This window comes from Mesorhizobium sp. LHD-90 (genome assembly GCF_030929505.1).
Lineage (GTDB): Bacteria > Pseudomonadota > Alphaproteobacteria > Rhizobiales > Rhizobiaceae > Kumtagia.
The window spans coordinates 125269-138448 of sequence record NZ_JAVFVV010000004.1 but is presented as its reverse complement, the minus strand read 5'-3'; the positions used below and the strand labels follow the sequence as shown (position 1 = coordinate 138448).

Below are 13180 nucleotides of genomic sequence, written 5' to 3'. Positions count from 1 at the left end.
GCGGTCTCTCGCGGGAAACAAAGTCCATGAACGAGGCCGACGCGCTCGACATCGTGCAGTTCGCCATCTGGACGGTTCTGACCGCCTGCGGCCCGGCGGTCGGCGTCGCCATGATCATCGGCATCGGCATCGCGCTGGTCCAGGCGCTGACGCAGATCCAGGAAATCACGCTGACCTTCGTGCCGAAGATCGTCGCCATCCTTTTGGTCATCGCCTTCACCGCGCCGTTCATCGGCGGCCAGATCACCGCCTTCTCCAACGTCATCTTCGAGCGCATCGAGACAGGGTTTTGAGCATCACGGCCCGGTTCCCACGCCGCCGATTGCCCAATTGCCACTTGAACGATCGCGACACCTGTCGTACTTTGATCAGACATTTGTCGCGATGAAGGCGATCCAGGCATGCGAACTGTTGGCGATCTTCGGAACGAAGCCGAAGTAGGCTACGTTCGGCACAACCTTCGGCGGGTGATGGACCTGCTCGGGGGCGACGAAGTTCTTGACGAAGCGCCGGCAACCGAACTCGATGTTCACGACCTTCTGCTACGCGGGCTGCCGTCCCGAGCCCTCAACAGCCTGCTCGACCGCCTCATCGTTTTGCCAAGGAACAAGTCGCTTGAGCAGGCGGTAGGAATCAGCCTGCGGACATACCAGCGCCGCAGCGAGCAGCCCGACAGGCCGCTGAGCCAGGAACAAAGCGGCAGGACATGGAAATTCGCCGAGATCCTGGCATTGGCCACCGATGTATTCGGCTCGCAGGAAGAAGCCGAACGCTGGATGGAGCGACCGGCAATGGCGCTCGACCAGCGCCGCCCGATTGATTTGCTCGCGACACCCGCAGGCGTCGGGCTTGTCGAGACATTACTCAAGCGCATCGACTACGGTGTCTATACATGACGCCTCTGCCGGCGCCTCTCGGCGGCGACGAGTTGATCGCCTGGCGGCTTGACCGGCAGGCATATGCCAGGACGTGGGACAGCGGCGAAGGCGCCTATCAGGTGGGCGGCCGCTGGAACAGTGCGGGCGTTCGCGCCGTCTATTGCGCCATTGATCCGTCGACCGCGATTCTGGAGGTCGGCGTCCACAAGGGTTTTCCGCTTCTGGACACAACACCGCACGTGTTGACGCAAGCCAAGGTGGTCGATCTCACATCCGTCCGGGTGGTATTGCCTGAAGATGTGCCGAACCCGAATTGGCTCTATCCGGGCCAGCCGAGCGCCGGTCAGCAGGGCTTTGGCGACGGGCTTCTGGCCGATCACCAGTTCGTCGTCATCCCGAGCGTTGTTTCCAGGCGCAGTTGGAACCTGTTGTTCGTGGCGGAAAAAGCTGCCGGCGCCTATGTCATGGGCTCGCAGGAGCGTTTCGCCCTCGACCCCCGACTGCACCCGCCTGCCGTGAAACAAAGCCTGTAGCCTTCCCCACCACGCCTCGCGCAAGCTTGAGCGTCTAGCCTCTCCGCGCCGGTCTGCGCGTGCGACGCTCCGGCATGAACTGGAACGGGCACATGGCAGTCACCGAAACTCTCTCCCCCGCGCCGCCCGCCCGGCACAGCCGTGACGTCTTCTTCGCGCTCGGCATCGTCGTCATCCTGGCGGTGCTGTTCCTGCCGATACCGGCCTTCATGATCGACATCGGGCTGGCTTTCTCGATCGCGCTTTCCGTGCTGATCCTGATGGTGGCGCTGTGGATCCAGCGGCCGCTCGACTTCTCGTCCTTCCCGACGATCCTGCTGATCGCCACCATGCTGCGGCTGTCGCTCAACATCGCCACCACGCGCATGATCCTGTCGCATGGCAGCGAGGGCACACACGCGGCCGGTTACATCATCAGCGGCTTCTCGCAGCTCGTCATGAGCGGCGACTTCGTCATCGGCCTGATCGTCTTCCTGATCCTGATCATCGTCAATTTCATCGTCATCACCAAGGGCGCCACCCGTATCGCCGAGGTCGGCGCCCGCTTCACGCTGGACGCCATCCCCGGCAAGCAGATGTCGATCGACGCGGACCTTTCCGCCGGCGTCATCGACGACAAGACCGCGCAGTTGCGCCGCCGCGAGCTGGAGGAGGAAAGCTCCTTCTTCGGCTCGATGGACGGCGCCTCGAAATTCGTGCGCGGCGACGCCATCGCCGGCCTGATCATCACCGCCATCAACATCGTCGGCGGCATCGCCATCGGCTATTTCCGCCACGACATGGGCATGGCGGAAGCATCCGACGTGTTCATCAAGCTCTCCGTCGGCGACGGTCTGGTGACGCAGATCCCCGCCCTCATCGTCTCGCTCGCCGCCGGCCTGCTGGTCTCCAAGGGCGGCACCCGCGGCTCCACCGACCAGGCGGTGTTCGGCCAGCTCGGCGCCTATCCGCGCGCGCTCTATGTCGCCGCCGGCCTGCTGGTGCTGTTGTCACTGATGCCCGGCCTGCCGATGTTCCCCTTCGTCACGCTGGCGGCCGCCATGGCGGCCATCGGCTACATCATCCCGCTGCGTCAGCGCCGAGAGGCCGAGGCGCAGGCGACCGTCGCACGCGAGCAGACCGCGACAAAGGAGGACGAGGAGAAGAACTCGGTCAAGGCGTCCCTCAAGACGGCCGAGATCGAGCTGCTGATCGGCAAGCAGCTCTCGACGAAACTTCTAGTCTCGCATCAGGAACTCGCCTTCCGCATGGCCAAGATGCGGAAAAAATTCGCCTCGCAATACGGTTTCGTCGTGCCCGAGGTGAAACTCACCGACGACCTCGCTTTGCAGAGCAAGAGCTACCAGATCAAGATCCACGGCACGGTGGTGGCCGAGCACCAGATGCGCGTCGGCGAGTTGATGGTGCTGCTGGGAAAACGCGACAATCCCGACATCCCCGGCGAGGAGGTGCGCGAGCCGGCCTTCGGCATGCGCGCCTATTCGGTGCCCGAAATGTTCGCCGAGGATTTGAAACGCGAGCAATACACTTATGCCGACAACATGTCGGTGCTGCTCACCCACCTGTCGGAAGTCATCCGCAACAACCTGCCGCAGCTCCTCTCCTACAAGGACATGAAGGCGCTGCTCGACCGCCAGGATGCGGAATACAAAAAACTCGCCGACGAGATCTGCACCTCGCACATCTCCTATCCCGGCCTGCAGGCGGTGCTGAAGCTGCTGCTGGCCGAGCGGGTGTCGATCCGCAACCTGCATCTCATCATTGAGGCCATCGCCGAGATCGCCCCGCATGTGCGCCGCACCGAGCAGATCGTCGAGCATGTGCGGGTGCGCATGGCCCAGCAGATCTGCGGCGATCTTTCCGAGGCAGGCGTGCTGAAAGTGCTGCGCCTCGGAAATCGCTGGGATCTCGCCTTCCACCAGAGCCTGAAGCGCGACGCCAAGGGCGAGATCCGCGAGTTCGACATCGACCCGCGCCAGCTGGAGGAATTTGGCCAGGACGCCTCGAAGGCGATCCGCTCCCATATGGAGGCCGGCGAACGCTTCGTCATCGTCACGGCGCCCGATGCGCGCCCCTATGTGCGCATGATCATCGAGCGGCTCTACACCACGCTGCCGGTGCTCTCCCATGTCGAGATCGCCAAGGGCGTCGAGATCAGAATTCTGGGCACGATTTCGTGACCACCCTGCCCGAAAGCGTCGTCATCGCGGCCTTTCTCGCCTTCTGCCGCATCGGCGGCTGCTTCATGATCATGCCAGGCCTGTCCAGCGCCCGCGTGCCGATGCAGGTGCGGCTGTTCGTGGCGGTGGCCGCCACCGGCGCGCTGCTGGTACATCTGTGGGACCAGATCCTGCCCTCGGCCACGCGCGAGCCGGCGCTGCTGGCGCCGATGGTGGTTTCCGAACTGCTGACCGGCGGACTGATCGGCCTGCTCGCCCGGCTTTACATGATGGCACTGTCCTTCATGGGCTCCGCGATCGCCATGCTGATCGGCTATGGCGGCATGGCCGGTCCCGGCATCGAGAACGGCGAGCCGCAAGCGCCACTCGGCGAGATCATCTCGTTTTCGGCGCTGCTGCTGCTGTTCGTCTTCGATTTCCACCACGAGATCGTCAAGGCGCTGATCCAGTCCTACGAGGTCGCCCCGGTCAACATGCTGTTCAATCCGCGCGCAGCACTCGTCAACGTCACCGACACGTTGGGCGAATCTTTCATGATCGCGCTGAGGCTCGGCAGCCCCTTCATCGCCTATGCCATCCTGGTCAACCTGACCGTCGGTTTCGTCAACAAGCTGACGCCGCAGATCCCGGTCTACTTCATCTCGCTGCCTATGGTGATCGCCGGCGGGCTGATCATCTTCTATTTCGCCATCGCCACCATGCTCAGCCTGTTCGCCGATGGCTTCGCCGCCACCGCGCTGGGAGGCTGAACCATGGCCGACCGCGTCAGAAGGCTGAAAAAGCTGCTCGACGTGCAGGAGCAGTTGAAGGCGCTGCACGAGACGCGTCATGCCGGTTTCGTCGCCTCCGCAGTTGCCGCCCGCGCGGAGGCGGAGGAACTTGCCGGCCGTTTCGACGCAGAAGGCTCGCTGGCAATGTCCTTTCCGGATGTCTACCACCGGCGCATCTCAGCCGCGCTGTCCCGCGAGCGGGCCAGCCAGAAACTGGCCGAGACCGAGGCAGGGCGCGTGGCGATGGCCACCGTCCGCGCAGACCGGGTCGAGCGTGCCTGGCGCGAGGCCGATCGCGCCGACGAGCGCGGCAAGACGGAACGCGATCTGCTGGAGTTGCTGGCGCGGAAGCAGTCGCCGACGTAACCCTCCCCCTCGAGGGGAGGGTCGGCGAGTCAACGAAACGAAGTGGAGTTGAGCGAGCCGGGGTGGGGTCGCTTCAGTTTGGAGCGCCCGTCGGACCGCTTCAGGATGGAGCACTTCATCGGCAACCCCACCCCGCGTCACAAATCGCGCGTTCCGCGCAATTTGCTCCGCGACCCTCCCCTCAAGGGGGAGGGTTACGCTGGCGCTCCCCAGGCAAGGCTCCCGCAAGCTTCTCGGTCCACAATGCACCCGTCAAAAACCGGAGGAGCCAGCGTCTTGGCCATTTCGCCGCCCAGCGACATCGTGCTCGACGTAGCCCGCGCCGTCGAGCCGTCGGGGTTGGAGGCGGCTCGCACCGCGCTGGCCCGCCGCGTCGGCGCGACGGCGCCGACTGGAGCCGACGCCGCCTTCAGCCTCGGCGCCGCCGGCCCAGGCAATATGCGCGCCACCCGAGGCGCAATAGCCCCCGATGGCGCCGACGCCTTGAAGAAATTCGAATCCGTCGTGCTCGGCACCTTCATTCAGACCATGCTGCCCAAGGACGCCGGCGAGGTCTACGGCAAGGGGCTGGCCGGCGACATGTGGAAGTCGATGATGGCCGGCCGCATCGCCGACGTCATGACCGAGCGCGGCGGCATCGGCATCGCCTCGCGCCTGCTCGCCGATCACTATGTCGAGGGCAAGTCCGCCGTTCCGGTCGGCCCGGTCTCGCACGGCACGGAACGCACCGAGGCCGACCGCCAGGCAGCGCTCTCCGACGCGCTGGTGCAGGACCTGCAGCGCCGCGTGGCGCGCGCCATGGAAGAGCCGCGCGGCGCGAACACCGACGGCAAGGCGTAGGGAGTAACGAATGACCGAGTACACCGCGACTGTTACCCCCACCGAGAGGCCCTACGCACCCGAGCCGGCAGCCGCCCGCCCGGCCAGCCTTTCGATCCTGATCGGCCGCATCGAGGAAGCCGTCGAGGCCGAAACCCACGGGCTGAAGAACGACCGCGGCTTCGACCTCCAGTCCTCCAACGCGCGGAAAGGCCGCTGCCTCTACGAACTGACGCGCGCCATGAAGGGCATCGGCGAAGCGGCTTTACTCGCCGAGCACCGCGACGGCCTCATCCGCCTGCGTGAGACGCTGGCGCGCAACGAGGCGGCCATCCGGGCCCACATGAACGCCGTCAACGAGGTCGCGACGCTGATGCGCAACGCCATCCGCCACGCCGAGGCGGACGGCACCTATTCGGCCGGCGAGTTCGGGTGGGGCAGGTGATAAAATTCGTCCTCGCCGCACTCTGGATCTGCGCGGCGACGCTGGGCGCCGTCTTCTATTCCTTCCAGTCGGCCGGCACGAAATCGGATGCGCCGGCGCAGGAGGCAAGCCTCATGGGCGGCCTCGACTATGTGAAGACCGACGTCATCTCAGTGCCGCTGATCCGCAACGCGTCGGTCGAGGGCTATTTTCTCGCCCGCCTGGTCTATACGGTCGATCCTAGGGAACTGCGCAAGCTGACCGTGCCGGCCGACGCGCTTATCACCGACGTCGTGTACTCCTACGTCTATTCGACCCCGGCGCTCGATTTCAGCAAGACCCCGGCCCTCGATCTCGACGCCTTCCGAGCCGGCATCCGCGACGGCATCAACAAGAGGGTCAAGCAGCAACTGGTCGAAGACGTGCTGGTCGAGCAGGTCGACTACCTCACCAAGGAAGAGATCCGCGACAACGCGGTAAAGCGTCGCAAGACGATCACCGAAGAGGTCCCCGCGACCCAGGACGCCGACGCGTCCTCCGGCGGCCACGACGCCGCGCCCGCGCATTAGAGCGTGTCGCCGCAAGCCGACGGTTGACCCGCCACACACGCCTGACGTAACCCTCTGCCAAGTCTGATTTGCATCGGTCCGGCTGACCTTGCGGCACGATTGCCGCGGGCGCCGGCGACGCTATTTTGCGGTGGCGGATCGATCCGCCGGCCGCGCCAACAGGAGATTTTGAGATGAGCGTTCAGGATCTGGTCGAGCGGCTGCGGCCCCGCGTCGAAAAATCGGATTTCGACAAATCGGTGAAGTTCGATCTGGGCAAGGACGGCGTGATCGTCGTCAACGGGACCAGCATTTCGACCACGGACGCCGAGACGGATTGCACCATCTCGCTTACGCTGGACAATCTGGAGGGCCTGATGTCTGGGGACCTGAGCCCGACCATGGCGTTCATGACCGGCAAGATCAAGGTCACCGGCGACATGTCGGTGGCGATGGCGCTGAGCCAGTTGCTCTGAAAACGCGCGGCGGCTTCGCCAAGCGCGACCGTCGGTGTGGACCCGGCCATCTCCCCCACCAGAAGATGGCCGGCGGACCGGACCCAAGGTCCAGCCCGTGGGAAAGTGACTTACGCGGCCCGCGCGAGTTCCGCCCGGGCTCCGATCTTGCGGCCGGCAGGCCGAAGCACGCCTTGCGCTCCGTCCAGCGCGCCCTCGACCAGTTCAAGCGCCAGGAAGCGATGACGCTCATAGGGACCGGGCATGGCGAGCCGCCCCGTCTTCTCCGCCGAGAAGCCAAAACGCCCGTAGTAGGGAGCGTCGCCGACCAGCACGACCGCCCTGTGTCCGAGCCGCTTCGCCTCGGCGATCGCATGCCGCATCAGCGCCGAGCCGACGCCCGCGGATTTTGCCGATGGATCGACCGCCAGCGGGCCGAGCAGCAGCGCCCGGCGGTCGCCGCTGACATGGACGTCCCACAACCTTACCGTCCCGAGCATGCGCCCATCTGCGCCGCGTGCGACAAATGCCAGTCCCTCGGACGGCTTGCGGCCGCGGCGCAGCTTCTCCGACGACTTGCGCTTGCGGGCAACACCCATGGCGCGGTCGAGCAGCGCCTCGCGCGCCGCGACATCCGCGGTGGTCTCGGCGACGATGGAGTAGGTCAGGGTATCGATTTCGACTGCGTTCACTTTGAAAAATCCTTCCCCCGCGGAGGTCTGTTCCACAAGCGAACCCGTCGCCGGCGAGATACCGCCGGCGGCCGGGAAGTGATCTGAGGGGCCGCGAGCCCGTCAGATCACGTAGGATCGCAGCGGCTCGAAGCCGTTGAAGGCGACCGCCGAATAGGTGGTCGTGTAGGCGCCAGTGCCCTCGATCAGCACGTCGTCGCCGATGGTCAGCGACAGCGGCAGCGGATACGGCGTCTTCTCGTAGAGCACGTCGGCCGAATCGCAGGTCGGGCCGGCGAGAACGCAAGGTGCGGTCTCGCTGCCGTCATGCGCCGTTACGATCGGGTAGCGGATCGCCTCGTCCATCGTCTCGGCGAGCCCGCCGAACTTGCCGATGTCGAGATAGACCCAGCGCACATTGTCGTTGTCGGCCTTCTTCGAGATCAGCACGACCTCCGACTTGATGACGCCGGCATTGCCGACCATGCCGCGGCCCGGCTCGATGATCGTCTCCGGGATGCGGTTGCCGAAATGCTTGCGCAGCGCCGCGAAGATCGCCTGGCCATAAGCCTGCGCCGCCGGCACGTCCTTCAAATAGCGGGTCGGGAAGCCGCCGCCCATGTTGACCATCTTGAGCACGATGCCTTCCTCGGCCAGCGTCTCGAAGACACGCTTGGCGTCGCCCAGCGCGCGGTCCCAGGCCGACAGGTCGCACTGCTGCGAGCCGACATGGAAGGACACGCCATAAGCGTCCAGCCCGAGCGCCTTTGCATGGCGCAGCACGTCGACCGCCATCGCCGGCACGCAGCCGAATTTTCGCGACAGCGGCCACTCGGCGCCTTCGCCGTCGGTCAGCACGCGGCAGAACACGCGGCTGCCGGGGGCGGCGCGGGCGATCTTCTCGACTTCCTCGACGCAGTCCACCGCGAACAGGCGGATGCCGAGTTCGTAGGCGCGCAGAATGTCGCGCTCCTTCTTGATGGTGTTGCCGAAGGAGATGCGGTCGGCGGGCGCGCCCGCGTCCATGGCCATCTCGACCTCGGCAACCGACGCGGTGTCGAAGGACGAGCCCATCGAGGCAAGCAGGCGCAGGATCTCCGGCGCCGGGTTTGCCTTCACCGCGTAGTAGATCTTGGAATCCGGCAACGCCTTCTCGAAGGCGCGGAAATTATCGCGCACGACGTCGAGGTCGACGACGAGGCAAGGCCCGTTCGGTCGTCGGGTGGCGAGGAAGTCGAGGATGCGCTGGGTCGCCATCGGTCTCTCCATTCGCACGGGGTTTCTACCGCGCGTCATCTGCAAGGTGCGGACCGCCCTCTGGGCGTTCATCCGCGGTGGACAAAGGGGCGAGACGGCTTCTCGTGGCGCCAGCCGGTGGAGACCCCGGAACCACGAAAACGCGTCACGCGCGTCGGCTTGCTGAGACCTTGCGGTCCGCGCTCGCTTTGTCTGCCTTGGCTTGGATGGGAGACCCGTCCGCACTGCCGGCAATGAAGGTGTGCCTCTTCAGTAATTGTCGGCGTTGGACTGCCGACAGAGACCAGAAAGGCCCGCACCGTCGTTGCTTCAAGACGTCCTCGGATCGGCGGTTGGCCGCTGAACCGACCGGGCTCGTTACTTCCCGGGTACCGTCCCGACATCTCGCCATTCCGAGGGTCGGGGGACGCCCACAGGCACGTGCGACTTTGGGCAAGCGCGATATAGGAATCTTGGCTGTCACAATCAACGAAAAAATGCACTCCGCTTGCAATTCTTCGAGACGCGAACAATTCTGCCGCAGCAGACAGGAAACAGTGAACGATGATTGGCACCCGCGACGCCCTCAACGCTTTCCTCGACCTGCCGCAAGTGCCTGTCGCGCATGCGGAATCCGGCCTGCTCGATGGGCTGCGGCTGGGCGTCAAGGACATATTCGACGTCGAGGGCTTTCGCACCGGCTGCGGCAATCCGAAAAAGTTCGAGCAGGCGGTTCCAGCTACACAAAGCGCCTCCTGCGTGAAGGCGCTGCTCGATTCGGGCGCGCGCTTCGCCGGCAAGACCGTGACCGACGAACTGGCCTTCTCGCTGTTCGGCCAGAACGTGCATTTTCCCTATCCCGTCAATCCCAAGGCGCCGGACCGCTTCACCGGAGGCTCTTCCTGCGGCTCGGCGGCGGCGGTGGCCGGCGGGCTGGCCGACATCGCCATCGGCTCCGACACCGGCGGCTCGGTCCGCGCCCCGGCCAGCTTCTGCGGCCTGATCGGGCTGCGCACCACGCAGGGCCGCATCCCGATCGACGGCGCCATGCCGCTCGCTGCTTCCCTCGACACGGTCGGCTGGTTCGCCGCCGACATCGAGATCTACGAGGCGGTCGGAAAAATCCTGCTCGGCCGCGATGCGAATCGAGCGCTGATCGCCAAGGCGGTGACGCTCGACACGATGGATGCTTTTGTCGCCGGCCCGGAGGAAGCCGCCGAATATGAGCGCATGAAAACCTTCCTCGGCCTACCGATCGAGCGGCGCGAAACCTTCCCGTTCACCTCGACGCCGGACGAACTCTATTTCTGCTTCCGCAACATCCAGGCTTTTGAAGCCTGGGGCGCGCACGGCGCTTGGCTTGAAACGCATGGGGATACGGTTGCCCCCGCCACGCTCGAGCGTTTCCGCTATGGCAGGACGATCGACGAGCAGACCGTGCATGCCGAGCGCGTCCGCCGCCTCACCTTCCGCGCCGAGATGCTGGAGCTTCTGAAGGACGGCGCGGTGCTGGTGCTGCCCACCGTGCCCGGCGCATCCCCGCTGAAGAGCGCTTCGCCCGATGATCTGCAGAGCTACCGCGAACGCGCGCTGCACCTGCTCTGCCTGGCCGGCCTCTCCGGCTGCCCGCAGATCACTTTGCCACTGGGCACCGTCCACGGCGCGCCCTTCGGCCTCTCCATCGTCGGCCCGCCCGATAGCGATGTTTCGCTGATCAGGCTGGGGCGCAAGATTCTGGCGGGTGCGGGAGTAGAGTGATGCCGCCAACCGTCGAACGCGCCCCCTCCACCACGCTTCGCGTGGTCCCCCTCCCCCGTAAACGGGGGAGGATCCAGGGCGTACCGACTGCGCCGCTGGTTCCTCCCCTGCGAAGCGGGGGAGGGGGACCACGTGAAGCGTGGTGGAGGGGGCGTCCTATCGCCAATACACCCAGACCGCCGAAGTTGGTGGAGGGGGCATTCGTTCTTTCCCTTGGACGCGCCTGAATGGACACCCTCACCCGCATGCGCGCCTTCATCGACGTGGTCGAGGCCGAGGGCTTTTCCGCCGCCGCACGAAAGATCGGCCGCTCAAAAGCGCTGCTTTCGAAATATGTGCGCGAGCTGGAGGACGAACTCGGCGCGCTACTACTCAACCGCACCACCCGCCAGTTCTCGCTGACCGAGGCCGGGCACACCTATTTTCGCCGTGCCACCGAAATCGTCCGCGAGATCGACAGCCTCGCCGACGACGTGCGCGAATCCTCGGGCGACGTGCGCGGCCGCATAAAACTGTCGGCGCCGCGCACCTTCGCCGACGCGCCGATCGGCCAGGCGCTGATCGATTTTGCCCGCGAGCATCCGGAGATCGTGCTGGAGATCCAGCTCGACGACCGTTTTGTCGATCTGGTCGAGGAAGGTTTTGATCTCGCCATCCGCATCACCAGGCTGGAAAGCTCGTCCCTCATCGCCCGGCGCCTGTCGCCCTTTTCGGTCAGGCTCTGCGCCTCGCCCGAAGTCATCGATAAATACGGCATGCCCGTCCGCCCGCAGGACCTCGCGGCAAAACCCTGCGTCGTCGACACCAACGGCCGCTGGCTTTCCAACTGGCCCTTCGTCGGCGAAGACGGCGAGACGACAACCGTCTCGGTCACCGGCCGCATCGAGGTCAACAGCCCGATGGCGGCGCGCGCGGCCGCCGTCTCCGGCCTTGGCTGGGCGGTGCTGCCCGACTTCATCGCCGAGCCGGACATCGCCAGCGGCAAGCTTGTCCCGATCTTCGACGACCGCATCCCGCGCGGCGGCGGCATCTTTGCCGTCTACCCCCACCGCCGCTACCTGCCGGCAAAAGTCCGCGTCTTCGTCGATTTTCTGGTGCAGTGGTTCCGCAAGAACGGAGCGGGGTGACAGGGATCGTCCGGCTCGCTTCAGGACATGCAGGCCTGGAGCGGGCCTGCGCCGGCGCCAGCCGGGCAGGCAGAGATGGTCGGCGATTGCGGCCGAGGTCACGGAAGACGCCGATGTGGGACGATGCAGTGCTGTCGTCTAATGCGGCCGGCGGCCGGCCGCGGACGGGACCGCCTCGCCGCGCGCCCTCAGCGTGTCCTTCGGCATTTCGCCATACTGGCGATGATATGCCTGCGAAAACCGCCCGAGATGGGAAAAGCCCCATTTGAGCGCCGCATCCGCGACGGTGGCCGGCCCGCCGGCATCCATCAGGTCGAAGCGCACGCGGCGCAGGCGCTCGCGGCCGAGCGCGTGCATCGGCGACAGGCCGTAGGCGCTCCTGAACGCCGTCTGCAGCGTCCTTGCGGTGACACCGGCGGCCTCGGCGATGTCGAGCACGCCGATCGGCTCGGCGGCGTTCTCGCGCAGGAACTCGTTCGCCCGGCGCAGATGGCGCGGCGCGGGTGCGGCCGGTGCGTCGTCGATGAAGTGGGACATGTTGTTCGGCTGCTGGCGAAAGAACAGTTCGAGCAATTGCTGTTCACAGAGCGAGGACGAGATATCCGGCGCCGGCCCGGTCTCGGCTTTCTGAAACAGCGCCGCGGCAAGCGCCCGCCACTGCTTCATCTCGGGACGCGTCAGGTCGATACGCGGGGCGAAGGCGACCGGACCGGGCAAGACGCGGTCGAGCAGGCGCTCGACGAAAGCATGGAAGGGCGCCTTCTTGACCTGGACCAGGATCTGTTCGCATCCCGCCCACCATCGCATCCTGGTCGCCCAGTGCGGGTTGAGCACCGATGCATGGTCCGCATCCGTCGAGAACTCGTCGCAGCCGTTGCGGATGGTCGCCCCGCCCCGGACCTGCATCTGGATGAGGTAGAAGTGCTCCAGTTCTCCCGGATCGACCAGCACGTCGGCGCCATAGCGGATATAGTTCAGCGACAACATGGTGCCCGGAACATGATGGTGGGCCGCGTCGAATTGCGCGCGGTCGCCCAAAAGCTCCAGCCGGTGACTGCAGAATTTCTCGGCGACGCGCTCGCGCGCGCAATCAAGGTCGCCGGTCTGGAACAGGACGTGGTTTGAAAGCGGTGACGCGTGCATGGTCATGACCAGTTTCTGCGGCAATTTTTGGCAAACCTGACCGCTTCATACAGAAATATCCGCAAATTGCCACATATTCCCGCATTCGATTTCGTTTTCTGGATAGTCGTTGCGCCTGGCGGATAGATTTTCATCGCCGGCCGCAGCACAACCCCGCCACGAAACGGATCGGTGAGGGGCAATCACCGGTACCCGATCGAAACAAGAAGCGACGAACTTTGCGCGGAAGAGATGCCCATCGGCATGTCCATCAGGCGAAAGCGTCGTTCGGA

Annotated in this window: 15 protein-coding genes; 12 read left to right on the top strand and 3 right to left on the bottom strand. The window is 65.3% G+C overall.

The window, feature by feature from the left end; genetic code table 11:
• Nucleotides 1–26: 26 nt before the first annotated feature.
• The 10 genes from fliQ (at nucleotide 27) to RB623_RS06525 (ending at nucleotide 6994) form a co-directional block, all read left to right on the top strand.
• Nucleotides 27–293, top strand: a complete 267-nt coding sequence (gene fliQ / locus RB623_RS06570; protein ID WP_308055973.1) for a flagellar biosynthesis protein FliQ — start codon at nucleotides 27–29, stop codon at nucleotides 291–293.
• A gap of 108 nt (nucleotides 294–401) precedes the next feature.
• Nucleotides 402–896: an antitoxin Xre/MbcA/ParS toxin-binding domain-containing protein gene (locus RB623_RS06565; protein ID WP_308055972.1), complete on the top strand. Its 495-nt coding sequence runs from the start codon at nucleotides 402–404 to the stop codon at nucleotides 894–896.
• Nucleotides 893–1411, top strand: coding sequence for an RES domain-containing protein (locus RB623_RS06560; RefSeq protein WP_308055971.1), 519 nt, complete (start codon nucleotides 893–895; stop codon nucleotides 1409–1411). The genes RB623_RS06565 and RB623_RS06560 overlap by 4 nt, the downstream gene beginning before the upstream one ends.
• A 92-nt stretch (nucleotides 1412–1503) precedes the next feature.
• Nucleotides 1504–3591 (top strand): flagellar biosynthesis protein FlhA, encoded by a 2088-nt coding sequence (gene flhA / locus RB623_RS06555; RefSeq protein WP_308055970.1) that lies wholly within the window; start codon nucleotides 1504–1506, stop codon nucleotides 3589–3591.
• Nucleotides 3592–3596: 5 nt separating this feature from the next.
• Entirely contained in the window at nucleotides 3597–4340 is a 744-nt protein-coding gene (fliR, locus tag RB623_RS06550; RefSeq protein WP_374121653.1) for a flagellar biosynthetic protein FliR, read from the top strand.
• A 3-nt stretch (nucleotides 4341–4343) separates the two neighbouring features.
• Entirely contained in the window at nucleotides 4344–4727 is a 384-nt protein-coding gene (locus tag RB623_RS06545) for a hypothetical protein (protein WP_308055968.1), read from the top strand.
• A 276-nt stretch (nucleotides 4728–5003) separates the two neighbouring features.
• The gene (locus RB623_RS06540) at nucleotides 5004–5567 is read left to right on the top strand and encodes a rod-binding protein (RefSeq protein WP_308055967.1); all 564 of its coding nucleotides are present in this window, start codon (nucleotides 5004–5006) and stop codon (nucleotides 5565–5567) included.
• Nucleotides 5568–5577: 10 nt separating this feature from the next.
• On the top strand, nucleotides 5578–5991 hold the full coding sequence (locus RB623_RS06535) for a hypothetical protein (protein WP_308055966.1): 414 nt from the start codon (nucleotides 5578–5580) through the stop codon (nucleotides 5989–5991).
• A complete protein-coding gene (locus RB623_RS06530) occupies nucleotides 5988–6539 on the top strand; it encodes a hypothetical protein (RefSeq protein ID WP_308055965.1) in 552 nt (183 codons plus the stop codon). The genes RB623_RS06535 and RB623_RS06530 overlap by 4 nt, the downstream gene beginning before the upstream one ends.
• A 173-nt stretch (nucleotides 6540–6712) precedes the next feature.
• A complete protein-coding gene (locus tag RB623_RS06525) occupies nucleotides 6713–6994 on the top strand; it encodes an SCP2 sterol-binding domain-containing protein (RefSeq protein WP_308055964.1) in 282 nt (93 codons plus the stop codon).
• Nucleotides 6995–7104: 110 nt separating this feature from the next.
• On the opposite strand, the gene RB623_RS06520 is transcribed toward RB623_RS06525, so the two are convergent.
• Nucleotides 7105–7665, bottom strand: a complete 561-nt coding sequence (locus RB623_RS06520) for an N-acetyltransferase (RefSeq protein WP_308055963.1) — start codon at nucleotides 7663–7665, stop codon at nucleotides 7105–7107.
• Nucleotides 7666–7767: 102 nt separating this feature from the next.
• The gene (odc2, locus tag RB623_RS06515) at nucleotides 7768–8901 is read right to left on the bottom strand and encodes an ornithine/lysine decarboxylase (RefSeq protein WP_308055962.1); all 1134 of its coding nucleotides are present in this window, start codon (nucleotides 8899–8901) and stop codon (nucleotides 7768–7770) included.
• 543 nt (nucleotides 8902–9444) lie between these two features.
• Between odc2 and RB623_RS06510 the strand changes: the two genes are divergently transcribed.
• A complete protein-coding gene (locus tag RB623_RS06510) occupies nucleotides 9445–10638 on the top strand; it encodes an amidase (protein WP_308055961.1) in 1194 nt (397 codons plus the stop codon).
• A gap of 227 nt (nucleotides 10639–10865) precedes the next feature.
• On the top strand, nucleotides 10866–11765 hold the full coding sequence (locus tag RB623_RS06505; protein ID WP_308055960.1) for a LysR family transcriptional regulator: 900 nt from the start codon (nucleotides 10866–10868) through the stop codon (nucleotides 11763–11765).
• Nucleotides 11766–11903: 138 nt separating this feature from the next.
• Here RB623_RS06505 and RB623_RS06500 read toward each other — a convergent pair whose 3' ends face one another.
• A complete protein-coding gene (locus tag RB623_RS06500) occupies nucleotides 11904–12914 on the bottom strand; it encodes a helix-turn-helix domain-containing protein (protein ID WP_308055959.1) in 1011 nt (336 codons plus the stop codon).
• Nucleotides 12915–13180: the final 266 nt, after the last annotated feature.